The 19,178-nt window shown below is 73.5% G+C and carries 12 protein-coding genes; 7 read left to right on the forward strand and 5 right to left on the reverse strand.

The window, feature by feature from the left end; translation table 11 throughout:
• A partial coding sequence (locus FJ694_RS32900; RefSeq protein ID WP_198321131.1) for a motility-associated ABC transporter substrate-binding family protein occupies window positions 1-789 on the reverse strand: 789 nt, incomplete at its 3' end.
• A gap of 197 nt (window positions 790-986) precedes the next feature.
• A complete protein-coding gene (locus FJ694_RS32905) occupies window positions 987-2,408 on the reverse strand; it encodes a replication initiation protein (protein WP_157271751.1) in 1,422 nt (473 codons plus the stop codon).
• A gap of 852 nt (window positions 2,409-3,260) precedes the next feature.
• Between FJ694_RS32905 and FJ694_RS32910 the strand changes: the two genes are divergently transcribed.
• The 7 genes from FJ694_RS32910 (at window position 3,261) to FJ694_RS32940 (ending at window position 15,275) form a co-directional block, all read left to right on the forward strand.
• Entirely contained in the window at window positions 3,261-4,460 is a 1,200-nt protein-coding gene (locus FJ694_RS32910) for an AAA family ATPase (RefSeq protein WP_157271752.1), read from the forward strand.
• A 22-nt stretch (window positions 4,461-4,482) separates the two neighbouring features.
• On the forward strand, window positions 4,483-5,526 hold the full coding sequence (locus FJ694_RS32915; protein WP_157271753.1) for a ParB/RepB/Spo0J family partition protein: 1,044 nt from the start codon (window positions 4,483-4,485) through the stop codon (window positions 5,524-5,526).
• Between the two features lie 536 nt (window positions 5,527-6,062).
• Complete coding sequence (locus tag FJ694_RS32920) at window positions 6,063-6,752, forward strand: substrate-binding domain-containing protein (protein ID WP_157271754.1); 690 nt, start codon at window positions 6,063-6,065, stop codon at window positions 6,750-6,752.
• Window positions 6,753-6,918: 166 nt separating this feature from the next.
• Window positions 6,919-7,305 (forward strand): hypothetical protein, encoded by a 387-nt coding sequence (locus FJ694_RS32925; RefSeq protein WP_157271755.1) that lies wholly within the window; start codon window positions 6,919-6,921, stop codon window positions 7,303-7,305.
• 807 nt (window positions 7,306-8,112) lie between these two features.
• Window positions 8,113-9,243 (forward strand): PEP-CTERM sorting domain-containing protein, encoded by a 1,131-nt coding sequence (locus FJ694_RS36935; protein WP_198321132.1) that lies wholly within the window; start codon window positions 8,113-8,115, stop codon window positions 9,241-9,243.
• A gap of 96 nt (window positions 9,244-9,339) precedes the next feature.
• Window positions 9,340-12,735: a PAS domain S-box protein gene (locus FJ694_RS32935; protein WP_157271756.1), complete on the forward strand. Its 3,396-nt coding sequence runs from the start codon at window positions 9,340-9,342 to the stop codon at window positions 12,733-12,735.
• Window positions 12,736-12,899: 164 nt separating this feature from the next.
• Window positions 12,900-15,275 (forward strand): CHASE3 domain-containing protein, encoded by a 2,376-nt coding sequence (locus FJ694_RS32940; RefSeq protein ID WP_157271757.1) that lies wholly within the window; start codon window positions 12,900-12,902, stop codon window positions 15,273-15,275.
• 89 nt (window positions 15,276-15,364) lie between these two features.
• On the opposite strand, the gene FJ694_RS32945 is transcribed toward FJ694_RS32940, so the two are convergent.
• The 3 genes from FJ694_RS32945 to FJ694_RS32955 form a co-directional block, all read right to left on the reverse strand.
• Window positions 15,365-16,699 (reverse strand): MFS transporter, encoded by a 1,335-nt coding sequence (locus FJ694_RS32945; RefSeq protein ID WP_232540332.1) that lies wholly within the window; start codon window positions 16,697-16,699, stop codon window positions 15,365-15,367.
• Window positions 16,696-17,508, reverse strand: a complete 813-nt coding sequence (locus FJ694_RS32950) for an SIR2 family protein (RefSeq protein ID WP_157271758.1) — start codon at window positions 17,506-17,508, stop codon at window positions 16,696-16,698. The genes FJ694_RS32945 and FJ694_RS32950 overlap by 4 nt, the downstream gene beginning before the upstream one ends.
• An 86-nt stretch (window positions 17,509-17,594) precedes the next feature.
• Window positions 17,595-19,178: putative bifunctional diguanylate cyclase/phosphodiesterase (locus FJ694_RS32955; protein WP_157271759.1), on the reverse strand; the 1,584-nt coding region annotated here is incomplete at its 5' end.

The following is a 19,178-nucleotide window of genomic DNA, read 5'->3' on the forward strand; positions in this document are numbered from 1 at the left end:
GACCTTGGTGAGGTCCACCCAGTCCGCACGCGGGTCGGCCGCTGCCGCGCCGTAGAACTTGTCGTCGGAGCGGATGGGCGGCAGCCCGTCGCGCTCCTGCGCGGCCCACGCCGGGTTGCCCTGGCGCGTCTGGACGATGGAAGTCGCCAGGTCGAAGGCAAAGGCCGCGGCCTGGCCGGCGCCGCTGCGGCGCAGCGTCACGGCCGGGTTCGCCGTGGCGGTGGCGGCGGCGCTGAACAGCATGGCCAGCGGCGTGGCGCCGTTGACTGCCGCGTAGCGGGTGGCCGTGCCGTGGAACTGCATCGTCTGTTGCGTGATGCCGTTGCCCACGACGCTGGCGCCGCCGACCAGCAGGTAGGCGTTGGTCAGCGTCCCGCCCGTGGGCGTGAGGCCGAGCAGCGAATGGAGCCGCGCATCGGGCGCCATGGCGACGAGGTTGCCGCCGTTGGCGACCCAGGAGGAAAGGAGCGCGGCCTGGCTGTCGGAGAGCGCCGTCTTGGCCAGCAGCACCACGTCGTGGGCGGCCAGCAGCCCGGCGCTCAGGGTGGACACGTCGGCCACCTGGAAGCTGTTGAGCCCCTCGGTGCGCAGGATCTCGGCGTAGAAGTGGCCGAAATTGCTCTTGCCCGCAGTGAGCACCAGGATCGGCCCGCCAGGGCCCTGCGCCGGGTCCGCCGCCCGCGCCGGCGGCGACCAGCCAGCCAGCGCCAGCAGTGCCGCTCCGGCCAGCACCAGCCACAGAAAGAATTGCCGCGCGCCGTACGCGCGCATGCCGCCGGCGTGTGCCATGGCCCGCTCCTTCACCTTGTTGTCCCCAGTGCAGGGAGGGCGGGCAGATGGGGTGCCGGCGCGGGCTTCCCCGGACAGCCCGGACGGGCGTGGCGCGCGGGCCGCGAATACCGTGGCTGGGGGGTTGTGCGCGGTGGCGTCAGCGCCACGCCGGCGTGGGCTTCGGAGAACTCTCCTGCCCGCGCCGGCGCCGCGCCTCAGGGATGGCCGTCACCCACTTCGGCCGCCAATTCCAGCAGCTGTTCGGCACTGGGCTTGTCCCAGCCGGCGCCGCGGGTGCCGTTGCCGTAGAAGCGGATGAAATCCTGGACGAACAGGGCGTGCGTCCAGCCGCTGCTGTCGAAGCGCTTGAGCAGCGCCGAGCGCTTCTCCGCCAGGTGGGCGCGGAACTCGCGCAGCCAGTGCGCGCGCTCCTCTTCGGGCAGGGCCAGGATCTCCTGGCGCAGCGCCTCGCGGGCGCGGCGCAGCCACTCGTCGAGCCAGCGGGCCTGGCGCCGCGGCGCCTCGGCCGCGGCCGCGGCCGGGCGGGGCCGCACCGGCGCCGCGGCGGTTGCCGGCACAACGGCTGCGTCGGCAACCGCCGCGGGCCTGGCCATGCCCGGCAGCACCGCGCGCAGGTAGCGCGCCGGGTTGTGCACCGGGTCGGCCATGCCCGGCGGCAGCGCGCTGCGGCGCTGCAGGCCGTCCAGTCCCGCGGCCAGCGCCTGCGGCCCGAAGTCCTGCAGCAGCCGCTCGGCGTCCTCCTGCTTCACGCCGGCGTCGATGGCGCGGCCGATCAGCGGCAGGTCCACCGGCTCCAGCTCCCGCGCCGCGGCGGCAGCGCGGCTGGAGGCGGTGCCGCCCGCGCCGCGCACCGCGGGCTTGCGCAGCACCGCGAACTGGATCTGCTCGATGGTCTTGTGGTCGGCGCCCTTGTGCTCCACGGGTCCGCGTACCTCGATGTCGGACAGCGCGTTGATCTCGGCAATCGCCGGCGCCAGCACGTCGCGCTTGAAGTAGCGGTACTCGGGCGGCTTCCTGCCCGGGTCGTCCTGCTGCCCGGTGAGCACCGGGCGCCACCAGCGCCAGTGCTGGCGCGCGGTGAGGTGGCTGGGGTTGTCGATGTAGCGCACGCAGATCTCGTACAGCGCCATGGCCGCGTGGCTGCGCAGCTGCGTCACCACGTCCAGCGAGATGCGGGCGTAGCGGTCCGGGCTCATCAGCTGCTCGCGGATCTGCGGCGAGTAGGACCACTCGATGGTGATGGCGCCGCTGCGCCGGTTCTTGATCAGCTTGCAGCCGGCCAGCAGCGTCGAGGCCTCCCAGACGTCGAACTCGCCCGAGGTCGGGCTCTGCCACTCGACCACCGTGCCCATGAGCTGCTTGAGCGTCTTCTTCAGCAGCTCGTAATTGTTCGAGTCGAAGCGCGAGAGGTTGATGATCTCGCTCAGCGGCGCGCTGTAGATGTCGCGCCCGCTCTGGCGTTGCGCCACGTGCAGCAGCACGTTGAAGGAGCGCCGCGCCAGCAGCGTGATCTTGCGGTCGCGCGGCATCAGCGCCACGGCGTTGACGTGCTTGCGCACCACCTCGATCGGCGCAGGAACGTCGTCGTCGTCAAACAGGGCAGGCTGGCTCGGCATCCCGGGATGGTAAGCGCTCAGGTGAGTGAAGGGTCACGATGGCTCACATGGGAGCGCGGCCGTGGTTCACCGACCCGGCACGACCCGGCACGACGGCTACCAAATTGCCTCACGTGGACGCCCGGCTCCTCGGGGAAGGTCGCCACTCGCGCTTGGCAGCGCGGTGGGCAGGCACTCCCAAATCTCCTCACCTGGACTCTTGCCGGGGCGCCGTGCGCCGTCCGGCAGGGATCAGGCGGCGTTCCCAAAACGTCTCACTTGAGACACCGTTTCCCAGCGGCAGCCGAGGGTCCGGCCGCGTCCATCCATTACCAATCCGGCTCACGTGAGCATGCCGGTCCGCGCCAGCGGACCCGCCGGCAGGTCTTCACGGTGCGGAACCGGGCATTGCCGGAGGGCATGCACACCGGCATGGGGATACGGCTTGCCGGGCCACACCGGCCGGGGTGCCCCGCGGCGACGTGCGTGAGTGGATTTGTGAAGGCAGCGGTACCGGCGCCGGAGCGCGCGCCCTTCCCCTATCCGCTCACACACGTTCCCAAGTCGGCTCACCTTCGTTCCCAGTTCTCCTCACCCACATTCCCAAACCGGCTCACCTTCGTTCCCAAAAGCGCTCACCCATCAAGGCGTAAGTCCTTGTCAGTATTGGGAAATCCCGGGCGTAAAGGTATTGAAGGGCTTGAACGGGCTTATATCGGTTGAACCCGCGCGGGAGCATGTGAAAGCCGTCGAAACCCAAACCCCGGCGGCGTGGACAGGTGGCTCGCAGTGGCGATTCAGCAAATCCGCGCTGATGCACCAGAAAGTTGCTGACTCACCGGTATCATCCTGTGTCACCTTCGGAGGATTGGAATGAACACGAACACGGCGACGCTGGCGCCCCAGACGCTGTCCGACGTGATGGACCAGGCGGACCGTTCCGGGCTGCTGATGAGCCGGGTACGCAGTGCCATGCTGTCGCCCACCTCGCGCAAGCGCCCGCCGGTCTACAGCAGCGGGCAGCTTGGCGCCATTTGCGGGCTCGACCGCAACCAGGTCGCCTACCGGCTGCAGAAGGGCGACCTGCCCGGCGGCCGCGTCACCGGCAACGGCCGGCGCGAGTTCTCGCTGGCTGACGTGCAGGCCTGGGCCCGCGCTTACCGTGGCGGCCACATGCGCCCGGCCGGCGCCGAGGCCGTGGCGCTGGTGCTGGCCAACTTCAAGGGTGGCGTGGGCAAGACCACCACCGCCATGTCCGTGGCGCAGGGCCTGAGCCTGCGCGGCCACCGCGTGCTGGCGGTGGACTGCGACCCGCAGGGCTCGCTCACCACCCTCTTCGGCATCCTGCCTGACACCGAGGTCGAGGACGAGCAGACCATCCTGCCGGTGTGCGTCGGCGCGGAGAGCTCGCTGCGCAGCGCGATCCGGCCCAGCTACTGGAGCGGGGTGGACCTGGTGGCGGCGGCACCGCTGCTGTTCGGCGCCGAGTTCGCGCTGCCCTCGCGCCAGCAGACCGAGGACGACTTCGAGTTCTGGAACGTGCTCAACATCGCGCTGGACGAGGTGCGTGACGACTACGACGTGATCGTGATCGACACCCCGCCCTCGCTGTCCTACGTCACCATCAACGCGCTCATGGCCGCCAACGGGCTGCTCATGCCGCTGCCGCCCAATGCGCTGGACTTCGCCTCGGCCTCGCAGTTCTGGCGCCTGTTCTCCGACCTGGCCGGGCAGCTGGTCGAGCAGCGCGGCGTGGGCAAGGAGTTTGACTTCATCCGCGTGCTGCTCACGCGCGTGGACAGCAGCGACTCCACCGCCACCGTGGTGCGCGACTGGATCGGCCAGGCCTACGAGGGCAAGGTCATGCCGGTGGAGATTCCCAAGACCGCTGCCGCGGCGTCGGCCGCGGCCGAGTTCGGCACCATCTACGACGTCGGCCGCTACGACGGCAACGCCCGCACCTACAAGCGTGCTGCCGAGGCCTACGAGAAGGTGACGGAACTGGTCGAGCAGCTGATCGAGGCCACCTGGCGCCGCAAGACCGCCGCGGCCGCCGCCGCGGTGGCGGCTTGAGGCGCGCGAAGGAGCAACGCGCATGACCAAGAAGATTGCCGAGAAGTCGCGGCTGGTGAACCTGCTGCCCGATCCGCTGCCGGCCGTGCCCGGCGCGGATGCCGCCGGCGCCGCCGCTGCTGCCGCGGCGCCTGCGCTGCCGGACGAGGGTGGCGCGCCGCGCAAGGCCTACACCGGCGTGGGCCAGATGATGGGCGTGCTGGGCCGCTCCAGCCCGCTGGGCAAGGAGCTGGCCGAAGTCAAGGCGCGGCTGCGCGACTACGAGGGCAGCGTGCCGCTGAAGCTGCTCGACGCGCGGCGCATCGTGCGCAGCCGGCTGGCGAACCGGCACGAGTCCGAATTCGACTCCGCCGACTTCGCGCGGCTGCGCGCCGAGATCGAGCATGCCGGTGTCAACGTGCAGCCGGTCAAGGTGCGCCCGCTGCAGCCGCCGCGCGACGGGGCCGAGTACGAGCTCGTGTTCGGGCACCGCCGCCACCGCGCCTGCCTGGAACTGGGCGTGCCGGTGCTGGCCATGATCGAGGAGGTCGGCGACAAGCAGCTGTGGCTGACCATGGACCGCGAGAACCGTGAGCGCCGCAACCTCTCTCCCTGGGAGCAGGGCCAGAGCATCCAGCGCGCGTTGCAGGCCGGGCTGTTCAGCTCGATCCGGCGCCTGGCCGACGAGTCCGGCATGGACCACAGCAATGCCGCCAAGGCGCTGCGCCTGGCGGAGTTGCCGGCGGCGGTGGTGGCCGCGTTCAGCTCGCCGGCCGACATCCAGCTGCACTGGGCGCGCCCGCTGTCGGAAGCGCTGCAGAAGGACCCCGAAGGCGTGCTTGCCCGTGCCAAGGCCATCGCCGAGCGGAGTGCCGGTCTGCGCGCGCCCAAGGCGGTGCTCGACGAGCTGCTCCATGGCGCCCCGGCCGAGGCGCGCGGCCACGCCGACAAGCGCCACCTGAAGAAGGACGGCAAGACGGTGGCCGTGCTCACGCGCAAGCCCGGCGGCGTGCTGGCGGTCGAGATCCGCGCCCCGGTGGACATGGCCGACGTCGAGGCGGCGCTGAAAAAGCTGCTCAGGCTCTGACCGGCGCGCCGGCCGCGAGGCCGCGCCGCTTTGCTGCACGGCTGCCCGCGGGCAGCCGTTTTTCATGGTGCCTCCGGCCCGCCGCGGAGTCCGGCCAGGACCGCCGGGGGTGTGGTCTGGTACCACGGCGCGCACACCAGGCTCCGGCCTGCAGCCGTGCCGGGCGTGGTACGAGACCACACCCCCGGCGGTCTGCCGGCCGCGGCCTCATTCCGCAACGCCGTGGTCCGGGTCCAGGCGCTCAACGCCTACGCCGGGAACGCATCGGACGGCAAGCTGTGGTCCGGTACCACGCCCGACGCGGCCGCCGTCTGCCCGGATCGGGACCTTAGGCCGTGGTCTGGTACCACACCCCGTGGTCCGGTACCACGGGCGCTGCCCGGCGCGGGACCGGTGGCCAGCCCCAAACGGTGTGGTCCGGTACCACACCTCGCGCCGAACGCCCCGGGTGGGCGGGCGGTGGAAGGCCGAAATAATGGCGCCCTTCCCGGGTGCCCGGCGCACCCGCAGACCCCAACCGCAACGAAAGGTGCCCCGTGACGAACCCCCTCCGCATCATTTCCTCCATGGCCACCAGGCAACTGCTGGCTGATCTCGTCGAGCAGTGGACCGATGCCGGCGGCGCGCCGGTGAACGTCGAGTCCGTGGGCGGCGTCGATGCCGCCAAGCGCGTGCAGTCCGGCGAGGCCTTTGACGTGGTGGTGCTGGCCGCCAACGCCATCGGCCAACTGGAGCAGGCCGGTCGGCTGGTGGCGGGCAGCCGCGTGGACCTGGTGCGCTCGGGCGTGGCGGTGGCCGTGGCCGCCGGCGCGCCGCACCCGGACATCGGCTCGGAGGAGGGCGTGCGCCGCGCCGTGCTCACGGCCGGCTCGCTGAGCTACTCCACCGGCCCCAGCGGCGTGGCGCTGGTGCAGCTGTTCGAGCGCTGGGGCATCGCCGAGCAGATCCGCGAGCGCATCGTGCAGGCGCCGCCCGGCGTGCCGGTGGGCTCGCTCGTGGCGGAGGGGCGCGTGGAGCTGGGCTTCCAGCAGCTCAGCGAGCTGATCCACCTGGGCGGCATCGACGTGGTTGGGCCGCTGCCACCGGCGATCCAGATCATCACCACCTTCTCCGCCGGCGTCGCCGCCACCTGCACCCAGCCCGACGCCGCGCGCGCGCTGCTGGCATTCCTGGCGTCGCCGGCCGCGGCTTCCGCCAAGAACGCCAACGGCATGGAGCCAGCCTGAGCCACGCAACCCCGCTGCCGCGCACCGGCAGCGGGGTTGCGCGCCGTCAAGGCAGCACGCCGATGACGGGATCACCATGGCTGCAAGGCGGGAGGCCGCCTGACGCTTCCCCGAGAAGGACCGGACGCCTCCCGACGGCTTCCCAACCCGATCCGGAGGAGAGTCCATGACGATGTTCCACGCGGTCCTGACCATCGACCACCAGAACGCCCAGGTGCTGCAGTTCGACGCCGAGCATGCGCAGTCGCAGCGCGTGCGCGCCCACAGCCAGCACAAGCGCCGCCACGGCGGCACCGACGTGCGTGCCGAGCACGAGTTCTTCGGCGAAGTCTGCGACGCCCTGCAGGGCATCCGCGAGGTGCTGGTGGTGGGCTCGCGCACGGGACTGGCCGACTTTCGCCACTACGTCGAGAAGCACCGCCCGCAGTGCGCGGTCCAGATCGTCGCCTACGAGCCGGTGAACCAGCCGACCGAGGGCGAGTTGCTGGCCATGGCCCGGCGCTACTTCCAGAAGTACGACCTGATGGCCGGTACGCCGACGCCGACGGTCTGACGCTGGTGCCCGGGGTCCGGCTCCGCGCCGGTCCCCTCCAGCCGCAGGCCCGCGTCCCATCCCGCCTGGGAAGGCGACGGTGGAGAAGGGCGCTTCTCATGCCGGATGGGCCGGCCCGGCTCCGTCCACGCGACGCCCAGGGGGCCCGGGACGGGCCCTTCAACCGCGAGCGGCCAGCGGTCGCGGCTGTCCCGGCCGCTTTCCCGGGGAATCTGCAAGACAGCCGCCAGGACACGCCAGCCGCAATCCGACGTGGCGGGCCTGCTGCCTCCTCGTTCCCACTTGGCGATCCGCTGTCCAGGGAAGGGGGACGACCGCAGGACGCCCGTTGGCACGGACGGTCCATAGAGCGTTGCTTTCTTTCCCGAAACGCCAGTGCGCGAAGGCGAGAGTGACGAAGCAATGGCCGTGACGGCTTGGCCCTGACCGACACCTTCTGGCTTCTTTTCCGAACCGCAGTGCGCCTTCACGGGATGGGCGAAGCAGGCGCGGCCCACCCGCACTGCCGAGCTGCGGGCCCTTGCCATTTCGACCCGCCACGCCGGGGCAGGGCAGGGCGAGGCCGGGCCAGGCCGCAGGCCCCGCGCCTATAGGGCCTCGTTTTGATAACTGTTTATCAGTGTATTGATAATGGCAGTTATCAATCATGAAAGGCTTGGCGGGGAAGCCGGAGCTTCAGTTACCGCCGTAACGCTCGCGCCCTACCCGACGGGGTTCGGCGCGCCGATGCTCGGACCGTGCGGGCATTGTGCGGCCATCACGCCGCGGCAAGGCCCTGCCGCCGCCCCGTTGACGAAAGGCGCCGCCATGAAGCTGCTGCTTCCTGCCTTGCTTGCCGCCTGCGCGCTGTCCGCGCCATCCGTGTCCGAGGCCGCGCCGCCGCGCTACCGGCTGCAATGGCTGCAGGACGTGCCGGCCCCGACCATCGCCGGGGCCCTCAACGATGCCGGCGACGTGGCCGGCGCCTACTACACCGGCGAGTTCCTGGCCCCGCCCTACCTGCTGCGCGACGGCCGGCTGCGGTTGCTGCCCGGGCTGGCCGAGACCCGCGCCACGCGCCTGGCCCTCAACGACCGCGGCGACATCGCCATCAGCACCGACGGCTACGACGGGCCATCGGCTTACGTCTTTCGCGGGGGCCGCGCGCGGGCGCTGCGGCTGCCGTCTGGCTTCGACTCCCCGATGGCCTGGGACATCGACGCGGCCGGCCGGGTGCTCGCCAGCGGCTCGGACACCGACGGCGCCGAGCACGCCTTCCTCTTCGACGGCCGCGGCCGCCGCGCGCTCGACACCGGCGCCACCCCGGTGGGCTTTCGCGCCCTCAACGACCGTGGCCTGGTGGTGGGCGGCATCCAGGCCGACAGCGGCGTGCGGCCCGCGGCCGCCGTCTGGCGCGACGGCGCGCTGTCCTTCCTGCGTCCGCCGGGCACGGAGGCGGGCACGTACCGGCAGGTGACGGGCATCGACGTCAACAACGCCGGGCAGGTGCTCATCCGCGCCGAGACCGATACCTGGCCGGACGACGCCACCGACACCTGGCTCTACGGCGGCGGCCGCTACGAGCGCATCGGCAGCCGCGCCTTCGAGCCGGCCGTCCTCAACGAGCGCGGCTGGGTGCTGGGCAACGCGTCGCCGCCGCCGGACCGGCCCGGCGACGGCTGGCCACAGGCGGCGCTGTGGGCGGACGGCGCGCTGCACGCGCTGGACACCCTGCTGCGCCCGGCCGACGCCGCGCACTGGACCTTGCGCCGCGCCTTCGACCTCAATGACGCCGGGCAGATCCTGCTCCAGGGCCTGCGCAAGGGCACGGGCGAGCAGGGCGTGCTCCTGGCCACGCCGGTGCCCGAGCCGGCGGCGCTGGCGCTGGTGCTGGCCGGGCTGGGCGTGGTCGGGGCCGTGGCACGGCGCCGCGCCCGGCCGCCCGGCCACGTCGGCTGACGCCACGCCCCGTCCGGCGCACGCTGGCCCTGTCCGCAGCGTGGCCGGGCCGCCGGGCGCAACGTGCGGCCCTGGCGTGACGCCCTGGACCGCTCCATGAGATCCGTGCCTCCATCGCAAGCCGTGCCGGCCCGGCCGCGCACCGCGCGGCTGCGGCTCGACACCGTGCTGCTGGCGATGCTGCTGGCCGTGCTGCTGCCCGCGCTGGCCGTCGGCGCCTACACCACGTGGCGCGCCGTGCGCGGCGGCCAGGCGGCGGCCGAGGCCCGGCTCACCCACACCGCCACGGCGCTGTCGCTGGCCGTGGACCGCGAGCTCGGCGGCTACCGCAGCGCCCTGAGCGCGCTGGCCGCCTCGCGCAGCCTCGACGGCGAGCGGCCCGACCTGGCCGGCTTCGAGCTCGAAGCCCGCCGCGTGGCGCAGGCCCTGGGCACCTGGCTCGTGCTCCTGGACGCCGGCTCGATGCGCCAGCTCGTCAACACCGCGCTGCCGGCGGGCGCGGCGCCCGCGCACACCGGCGTGGCCGACCTGCAGTCCGTGGCGGCCACCGGGCAGCCGCAGGTGAGCAACCTGTTCGTCGGCCCGGCCACGGGGCGCCCGGGCGCCGCGGTCGGCGTGCCGGTGCGGCGCGCCGACCGCGTGCGCTACGTGCTGGCGGCCCGGCTCACCCCCGAGCGGCTGCGCCAGCTCCTGGCCGCGCAGGCGCTGCCGCCGGGCGGCTTCGTCTCGGTCACGGATGCCCGGGACGTCATCGTGGCGCGCTCGGATGCCGCGCAGCAGCTCGTGGGCCGGACGGCCGCGGAAGAGGTGCGCGCCCGGGTCGCGGGCCGCGATGCCGGGCTGGTGCAGGCCCGCACCCTCCACGGCGTGGAGCACGTCATCGCCTTCCGCTCCGTGCCGGGGGCGCCGGGCTGGCGCGTGTTCGTGGCCGAGCCCGCGGCCCGCTTCGCCAGGGTCTGGCAGGCGCCGGTGCTGGCGCTGGCCGGCGGCGGCGCGGTGCTGCTGGCGGTGGCGGCGGCGCTGGCCCTGCTGGCCGCGCGCACCGTGCTGCACCCGGTGCAGGCGCTGCACCGCCATGCCGTGGCGCTGGCCGGTGGCGGGGCGGCGCCCGCGCCGGCCGCGGCGCTGCCGCCGGCGTCGGTGCGCGAGCTCGAGGCGCTGCGCCAGGGCCTGGAGCGCGCCGAGGCCGCCAGCCGGGCCCTGGCCGAGCTGCGCTCCACGCTGGAGCTGGCCGCGGTCTTCGTGCGCGACGCCGACGGCACGATCCTGCACTGGTCGCGGGGCTGCGAGCGGCTCTACGGCTGGACGGCGCAGGAGGCCGTGGGCCGCGGCGCGCACGAGTTGCTGCGCACCGTCTTCCCGGTGCCGGTGGCCGAGGTCGAGGCCGCGCTGGAAAGCGCCGGCGAGTGGCGCGGCGAGCTGCGCCACACCACGCGCGACGGGCGGCAGCTGGTGGTGGCCGCGCACAAGGCGCTGCGCCGCGACGCCGACGGCCGCCCGGCCAGCGTGGCCGAGGCGGTGACGGACGTGACGCAGGCGCACATCGCGGCGGAGCGGGTGCAGCTGGCGCTGGATGCCGGCGCCATCATCGGCACCTGGATGTGGGACCTGACCCGCGACGCCTTCACGGTGGACGAGCGCTTTGCCGAAACCTTCGGCATCGACCCGGCCCTGGGCCGCATCGGCCTGTCGCTGGAGCAGGTGATCGCCACCGTGCACCCGGACGACCTGGAGGGCCTGCGCGCGGCCATCGCCGAGGCCATCGGCCGCGGCGGCGCCTACAGCCACGAGTACCGCGTGCGCGACCGCGCCGGCCGCTGGCGTTGGATCGAGGCCAACGGCCGCGTGGACCTGGCCGACGATGGATCGCCGCTGCGCTTCCCCGGCGTGCTGCTCGACGTGGGCCGCCGGCGCGAGCTCGAGGCCGAGCGCGACAAGGCGCTGGACCTGCTGCGCGCCTTCGCCGACGCGGTGCCGGGCGTGGTCTATGCCAAGGACCGCGAGGGCCGCATGCTGCTGGCCAACCGGGGCGCGGCGCAGGCCATCGGCAAGCCGCCGCAGCGCTTCATCGGCCGCACGGACCTGGAGTACCTGGACGATGCGGCGCAGGCGCGCGCCCTCATGGACAACGACCGCCGCATCATGGACAGCGGCGTGGCGCAGCAGTTCGAGGAGCGCCTGGACCGCCCCGACGGCACGCCGGCGACCTGGCTGTCCACCAAGGCGCCGTTCCGCGACGCGCGCGGCGAGGTCATCGGCATCATCGGGTCGTCGCTGGACATCACCGAGCGCAAGGCCGCCGAGGCCGCGGTGGCCGAGCTCAACGCCACGCTGGAGCAGCAGGTGCGCCAGCGCACGGCCGAGCTGCGCGCCATCCTCGACAGCGCGGGCAGCGCCATCGTCGTCACCGACGCGTACTGCCGCATCTCCTTCTTCAACCGCGCCGCCGAGGCGCTCACCGGGCACGCCGAGCGCGACGCGCTGGGCCGCTCGGCCACCGCGCTGCTGTTCGACGCCGCGGAGCTGGCCGGGCGCCAGCAGGCGCTGGAGGAGGGCTTCGGGCGCCGGCTCAACACCATGGAGATGTTCATGGCGCGCCCGCGCGGCGAGGACGGCGCCGAGTGGCGCGTGCTGCGCCGCGACGGCTCGCGCGTGTCCGTGCTGCTGGAGGTGCGCACGCTGTGCGGCGCCGACGCGCGCCCGATGGGCATGGTCTACGCCCTGACCGACCTCACCGAGCGCAAGGTGCTCGAGGACGCGCTGCGCCGGCGCACCAGCCAGGCCGAGGCCGCCAGCCGCGCCAAGAGCGCGTTCCTGGCGCACATGAGCCACGAGCTGCGCACGCCGCTCAATGCCGTCATCGGGCTGAGCCAGCTGCTGCGCCTGCGCGAGCTGCCCGCCGACGCGGCGCGCTATGTCGGCCACATCCACGCCGCCGGCGAGCAGCTGCTCGGCCTGGTGAGCGACGTGCTCGACCTCTCGCGCATCGAGGCCGGCGAGATGCGCCTGGAGTCCGTGCCCTTCGAGCCCGCGGCGCTGCTCGACGGCGTGCTGGCGCTGGTGCGTCCGCAGGCCGAGGCCAAGTCGCTGGCGCTGCGGGCCGAGGTCGCGCCGGCGCTGCCGCCGCGGCTGCTGGGCGACCCGCTGCGGCTGCGCCAGGTGCTGCTCAACCTGCTGTCCAACGCCGTGAAGTTCACGCCCGCCGGCACCGTGACGCTGCGCGTGCAGGCGCTGCCGGTGGCTGAAGGGCAGGTCGTGCTGCGGCTGGACGTGGCGGACACCGGCATCGGCATCGCCGCCGAGCAGCAGCAGCGCATCTTCGAGCCCTTCGCGCAGGCCGACGACTCGACCACGCGGCGCTTCGGCGGCACGGGGCTGGGCCTGTCGATCGTGCGGCGCCTGGTGGCGATGATGAACGGCACGCTCGCCGTGGACAGCGAGCCCGGGCGCGGCAGCAGCTTCAGCGTGCAGCTGCCGCTGCACGTGGCTTGACGCGTCCCTGAAACGCTGCCGCGCGTGAAGCCGGTCACGGCACGGGCCGCCGGCTGCCGTGGGCTTCTGCGGACAATCCCGGGTTTTTCCGGGCCCGCAAGGCTCCGGCGCAGGCCCCTCGCGGCGGTGTGCCCAAGGGGCGCGCCGCCGCGCCGTCACCTTTCATGAAGTACCCCCGTTCCTGGCCGATCCCGGCGGCCTTCAGCCTGGCGCTGCTGGCCCTGATGGCCGTGGCCGCGCTGGCGCTGTGGACCCAGCAGCGCGCCGCCGAGGCCGCGCGCTGGCGCGAGCACACGCTGCAGGTGCGCGTCGAGGTCGCCGCGATGCAGTCGGCCCTCAACCTGGGCGCGCGCAGCGTGCGCGGCTTCCTCATCACCGGCCGCGACGACGGGCTGGCGGCCTACCGGCAGGCCCGCGAGGCGCTGCCCGCGGCACGCGAGCGGCTGCAGTCGCTGACGGCCGACAACGCCATGCAGCAGCAGCGCCTGCGCGAGCTGCGGCCGCTGCTGCAGGAGCGGCTGCAGGCCGGGGCCGACCTGGTGGACCTGGCTGCGCGCCAGGGGCTGCAGGCGGCGCGCGACGCCTTCGTCGCGGGCGACGTGGAGGCGCACGCGGGCATGGTGAGCGCCCTGCTGGAGGCGATGGATGCCGAGGAGCTGCGGCTGCTGGCGATCCGCGAGGCCGACGCCCGGCGTGAGGCCCGCAACGCCACGGCGGCGATGGTGGCGGGGCTGCTGCTGGCGCTGGCGCTGGTGGCCTGGGCCGGCGGCGCGCTGCAGCGCAGCCTGGGCCAGCTGCGCCGCCACGTGTGCCAGCGCGACGAGGCGCATGCGCAGCGCGAGCGGGCGCTGGTGGCGCTGGAGTCGGCGCAGGCCCGGCTGCGCGAGGCCCATGACGCGCAGCAGGCGCGTGCCGCGCACCTCAAGGAGCTCAACCAGGCGCTGTGGGGCTGGCTCGGCGGCGACGGTGCCGCCGGCCCGGCCGGCGCGGCCCGGCTCGACGACCCGGCGCGGCTGGCCGCGCTGGAGCGCACCGGGCTGATCGACTCGGCCGCGGAAGCCGGCTTCGACCGCTTCACGCAACTGGCGTCGCGCGCGCTGGGCGCGCCGGTGAGCCTCATCAGCCTGGTCAACGAGCGCGAGCAGTTCTTCAAGAGCGCCACGGGCCTGTCCGAGCCCTGGGCCGGCGCGCGGCGCACGCCGCTGAGCCATTCCTTCTGCCAGCACGTCGTCACGTCGGGCGCGCCGCTGGTGGTCGAGGACGCGCGCGAGCACCCGCTGGTGCGCGACAACCGCGCGGTGGAGGAGCTGGGCGTGAGCGCCTACCTGGGCGTGCCGCTGGCCACGGCCGATGGCCACGTGCTGGGCAGCTTCTGCGTCATCGACAGCCGGCCGCGGCGCTGGAGCGAGGACGAGCGCGCGCTGCTGGAGCACATTGCCCACTCGGTGCTCGCCGGCATCGCCGTGCGCGCGCAGCAGCGCGAGCTGGAGCACCGCGTGGCGCAGCGCGTGGCCGAGGTCGGCATGCTGGCCGTGGCGGTGGAGAACTCGCTCAGCGCCTTCTGCATCTTCGACGGCGGGCTGCGCTTCACCTATGCCAACCGCGCCTACTGCCGTCTCTGGGGCTACGCCGGCATGCGCGAGCTCATGGCCTCCACGCCTGCCGAGCATGCCCAGGACCCGATGCAGCCGCGGCGGCTGATGGCCGAGCTGCATGCGCGCGGCTCGTGCGAGGTGGAGTTCACCGCGCGGCGCCGCGACGGCTCGACCTTCGAGGTGCTGATGCATGCCTACCTCTCGGTGGACGGCGGCGGCCGCGAGGTCTTCGCCGCCAGCGCCATCGACGTCACCGGGCGCCGCCGCGCCGAGCAGGCCGTGCGCGACTCGCTGGCCGAGAAGGAGGTGCTGCTGCGCGAGGTGCACCACCGCGTGAAGAACAACCTGCAGATGGTGGGCAGCCTGCTGCGGCTGCAGCGCCGCCAGCAACGGTGCCACGACGCCGCGCTCGACGCCGTGCTCGCCGACACCGAGAACCGGGTGCAGGCCATGGCGCTGGTGCACCAGCAGCTCTACCAGCACCCGTCGCTGTCGCTGCTGGACTTCGCGCGCTACCTGCGCGGCGTCGTCAGCCAGCTCGTGGCCGGCTCCGGCGGCAGCCGCCCGCCGCGGGCGGACTTCGCGCTGGAGCCGATGCTGCTGGGCGTCGATGGCGCGATCCCGCTGGCGCTGATCGCCACCGAGCTGGTGAGCAATGCGCTCAAGCATGCCCTTGCGGAAGGCCCGGGCGGCGTGCTGCAGGTGGCGCTGCGGCCCGAGGGTGACGGCCGCATCGTGCTGGAGGTGGCCGACGACGGCCCCGGGCTGCCTTCGGGCTTCGACCCGCGCCAGGCCCCGGGCCTGGGGCTGCAGCTGGTGCGGACGCTGGCAGAGCAGCTGCAGGGCGAGGCCCGTTTCGACGGCGCCGGCCCGGGCACGCGCTGCACGGTGCGCGCGGCGGTGGCGTGGCAGCCGGTGGCACGGGCGGAGCTCGATGCCGCGTGAACCCAATTCGCTCCGGGCGGTGAAACCACGGGCGGCCGGCCGGAGCCGGTAGGAGGCCACCCGCACTTCCATGCGCTGCAAAGGGGCCGTCAATCCAGCGCCCGGTTCCTCGACTCGATGTCCACGCACCCGATCGCCACGGCCGCCGCCACGAGAAAAGACGACAGCAGCGCCAGCGCCAGCGTGAAGTGCGTGGCCATGACCGGCGCGACGATGGCCGGGGCGAATAGCCCGCCCAGCCGCGCCGTCGCGCCGGCCGTGCCCATGCCGCTGGCGCGCAGCCGGGTCGGGTACACCTCGGGCGTGAAGGCGTAGAGCGCGCCCCAGGTGCCCAGCAGCGCGAAGCTCATCAGCAGCGTCGAGCCGACCACCAGCGCCGGCGCGCGCCCGAGGCTGTAGAGCCCGCAGCCCGCGGCGCTGAGCAGCAGGAATCCGATCAGCGTGGGCTTGCGCCCCCAGCGCTCCACGCCCCAGGCGGCGAGCGCGAAGCCCGGCAGCTGCACCAGCGCCAGCACGATCAGGAACACCTGCCCGCGCATGAAGCCGAAGCCCTCGCCCGCGAGCCTGACCGGCAGGTAGACGAAGACGCCGTAGTAGGCGACGGAGATCAGCCCCCAGGCCGCGAACAGGCACACGCTGCGGCGCCGGAGCCCGCCCGCGAACAGCGCCCGCACCGAGGCGCGCGCCATCGGCTGCGGCTGCAGCCGGCCGATCACGACCTCGGCGCCGTTGGCGCGGGCCACGCGCTGCAGCACCGCGCGTGCCTCGGCGCTGCGCCCCGAGCCGTTGAGGAAGAGCGGCGACTCCGGGATGAAGAGCCGGCACACCACGCCCACCAGGGCCGGCAGCCCCGTGACGAAGAAGATCAGCCGCCACGCGTCGCTCCCCCACGGCGCGGCCGCCAGCGCCAGCACCGCCAGCGCGACCGTGCCCACGGCCCAGAACGACTCCAGCAGCACCAGCCAGCGCCCGCGCCGCGCGGCGGGCAGGAACTCGGCCATCAGCGTGTAGTCCACGGGCAGCGTGCCGCCCACGCCGATGCCGGTGAGCAAGCGCAGCGCGAGCAGCCACTGGAAGTCCGGCGCGAAGGCCGAGGCGACGCCGCAGGCGGCATCGATGAGCACCGCGATCAACAGCACCGGGCGGCGCCCGATGCGGTCGGCCAGCCGCCCGAAGGCGAAGGCGCCCGCGAGCATGCCGGTGAAGAAGGCCGTGCCGGTCTGCAGTGCCGTGGGCACGGGAATGCCGAAGGTCGCGGCGATCGAGGGCGCGGTGAAGCCGATGGCGAGCACCTGCATCGCGTCGGCCATCCACACCAGCCCGAAGACGATGAAGAGCCGGTATTGAAAGCGCCCCACGCCGGCGGCGCGCAGGCCCTGCTCGATGGTGAGTCCCGGCATGGACGGCGCCGCCGCGGCCGTCATGGCGTCTCCCCGATGACGGCTTCGAGCAGCCGCGCCAGCGCCGTGGAGGCGTCGTCCGCGCCGTCGGGCGAGATGGTCTCGATGCCCCATTGCGCCAGCACCGCCTGCTGCACCGGGTTGCGCACCGGCAGGAAGATGTAGGAGGGCGGCTGCAGCACGTCCGACTGCGAGGCCTTCCACAGCCGCGACAGCCGGTAGAACAGGTAGCGGATGTTGACGTCGGCCAGGCTGTAGCCGATGAACAGCACCGAGCGTCCCAGCACGTCGGCGCGCAGCTTGATGTCCAGCGGCGACTCGAAGTCCAGGCGCCGGAAGTAGCTCGTCTCGTCGAGCACGATGGAGTCGTCGTTCTCGAAGTCGCCGTGGAACTTGACGATCTGCGTCACGTCGCGGCGGATGCGCGCCAGGTCGGCCACGCTGACCACCTTCACGAACTCGCGCCGGTGGTGCTCGAAGGCGATCTCCAGCCAGCGGTCGTAGTTAGTGGTGTAGATGATCTTGAAGTTGCCCCGGACGATGAGCTCGTGCACCCGCGACTCGGCCACCGACATGTCCGGCGCGTGCCACTGCCGGTCCATCCAGCTGCGCAGCGGGCCGATGTTGCCGTGCTGCAGCCGGAAGTACTCCGCCAGCGCCAGCGGGCTGCCGTACTGGCGGTACTCCTCGGGCGCGAAGCCGAGCTGGCGCGCCATGTGGTTGATGAGCTCGCTCCACGGCGGCAGCCCCAGCGGCTGCGACACGCCCGCGCCCACGAACAGGATGAGTTGCTCACGCTCGTGCGCCGCGCGCAGGGTGCCTGTCTCCAGCATGGGCAGCAGGCGAGCAAGTTCGACGCCCAGCGCGGGGCATGCGGGCCCGGGGTGGCACCGGGCGCCCGGCGGACGGCGCTGCCGCGCTACGCCGGGTCTTGCCCCGCCCCCGCCAGCACCGCCAGCCGCTGCTCCAGCACTTGCACCTCCAGCGCCGGCGCCCACAGCCAGCCCTGGCCTTCATGGCAGCCGGCGTGCGCCAGGAACCCGCGCTGCGCCTCGGTCTCCACGCCCTCGGCGATGACCTGCAGCTCCAGCGCCCGCGCCATCTGCACGATGGCGCGCACGATGGCCGCGTCGCTGTCGTCGCCGGGCAGGCCGCGCACGAAGCCGCGGTCGATCTTGAGCTTGTTGATGGGGAAGCGCTTCAGGTAGGCCAGGCTGGAGTAGCCGGTGCCGAAGTCGTCCACCGCCAGCCGCACGCCCAGCCGCGCCAGCGCCTGCAGCCGCGAGAGCGTCTCCTCCGCGTCGTGCAGCAGCACGCCCTCGGTGAGCTCCAGCTCCAGCAGCCGCGGCGGCAGGTCGGCGGCCTCCAGCACCGCCTGCACCTGGTCCGCGAAGCCGGGCCGCTGGAACTGCAGCGCCGACACGTTGACCGCCACGGGCACCTCGAACCCCCGCCGCCACCACGCCGCGGCCTGCCGCACCGCCTGCGCCAGCACCCACTCGCCCAGGGCGACGATGAAGCCGCTGGCCTCGGCCGCCGGGATGAACTCGGCCGGCGGGACGTCACGGCCGCGCTCGGGGTCGTGCCAGCGGATGAGCGCTTCCACGCCCACCAGGCGCCCGGTGTCCAGGTCCCATTGCGGCTGGTAGGCCAGCCGGAAGCGCTGGCTCGCCAGCGCCAGCCGCATGGCGTGGTCCAGCCGGATGCGCGCACGCGCGTCGGGCTCCTGCGTGGACGCGTCGTGCGCCCGCCAGCCGGCACGCCCGCCGGCCTTGGCGCGCTGCATCGCCGTCTCGGCATGGCGCAGCAGCTCGTCGGCGCTGGCGCCGTCCATCGGGTGCAGCGCGATGCCGATGCTGCACGTCAGCGTGAACTCCGAGCCTTCGAGCGTCAGCGGCCGCGCCACGGCCTCCAGCACGCGGGCCGCGGCCAGCTCCGCGCCGCGCGCGTCGCAGCCGCGCACCAGCAGCGCGAACTGGTCGCCACCCAGCCGCGCCACCATGTCGCCCTCGCGCACGCCCTGCTGCAGCCGCGTGCGCATCTCGCACAGCACCCGGTCGCCGCCGTGGTGGCCCAGGCTGTCGTTGACGTGCTTGAAGTGGTCCAGGTCCAGCACCAGCACTGCGAACGGCTCGTGGCGCGGCGGCTCGGCCGCCACGGCGCGCGCCACCGCGTCGCCGAACTGCGCGCGGTTCATCAGCCCGGTGAGCGCGTCGGTGCTGGCCAGCCGCTCGATGCGCTGGTCGGCGGCGATGCGCTCGCTCAGGTCGCGAAACGAGTACACCCGCCCCGTGGCGCGGCCGTTCATCCACTGCGGCTGCGTCACGCGCTCGACGACCTGGCCCGAGCGCAGGCGCAGCCGGTCGCTGGCATGCATGAGCGCAGCCTCGCGCACGGCGTCCAGGCGCAGCTGGTAGCGCACCGGGTCCACCACGCTTTGCCGCATCCAGTCGTACACGGCCGCGTCGTCGTTGCCGTGCAGCAGCCCTTCGGGCAGCGCCCA

Origin of the sequence: Azohydromonas aeria (assembly GCF_009760915.1) — a bacterium.
In the GTDB taxonomy this organism is placed as follows: domain Bacteria; phylum Pseudomonadota; class Gammaproteobacteria; order Burkholderiales; family Burkholderiaceae_C; genus Azohydromonas; species Azohydromonas aeria.

Excerpts from the sequence above, each read along its gene's own strand:
- FJ694_RS32940 (WP_157271757.1), top strand. The coding sequence starts at position 12,900 with ATGAAGTACCCCCGTTCCTGGCCGATCCCGGCGGCCTTCAGCCTGGCG.
- FJ694_RS32915 (WP_157271753.1), top strand. The coding sequence starts at position 4,483 with ATGACCAAGAAGATTGCCGAGAAGTCGCGGCTGGTGAACCTGCTGCCC.
- FJ694_RS32935 (WP_157271756.1), top strand. The coding sequence starts at position 9,340 with ATGAGATCCGTGCCTCCATCGCAAGCCGTGCCGGCCCGGCCGCGCACC.
- FJ694_RS32905 (WP_157271751.1), bottom strand. The coding sequence starts at position 2,408 with ATGCCGAGCCAGCCTGCCCTGTTTGACGACGACGACGTTCCTGCGCCG.
- FJ694_RS36935 (WP_198321132.1), top strand. The coding sequence starts at position 8,113 with ATGAAGCTGCTGCTTCCTGCCTTGCTTGCCGCCTGCGCGCTGTCCGCG.
- FJ694_RS32945 (WP_232540332.1), bottom strand. The coding sequence starts at position 16,699 with ATGACGGCCGCGGCGGCGCCGTCCATGCCGGGACTCACCATCGAGCAG.
- FJ694_RS32925 (WP_157271755.1), top strand. The coding sequence starts at position 6,919 with ATGACGATGTTCCACGCGGTCCTGACCATCGACCACCAGAACGCCCAG.
- FJ694_RS32950 (WP_157271758.1), bottom strand. The coding sequence starts at position 17,508 with ATGCTGGAGACAGGCACCCTGCGCGCGGCGCACGAGCGTGAGCAACTC.
- FJ694_RS32910 (WP_157271752.1), top strand. The coding sequence starts at position 3,261 with ATGAACACGAACACGGCGACGCTGGCGCCCCAGACGCTGTCCGACGTG.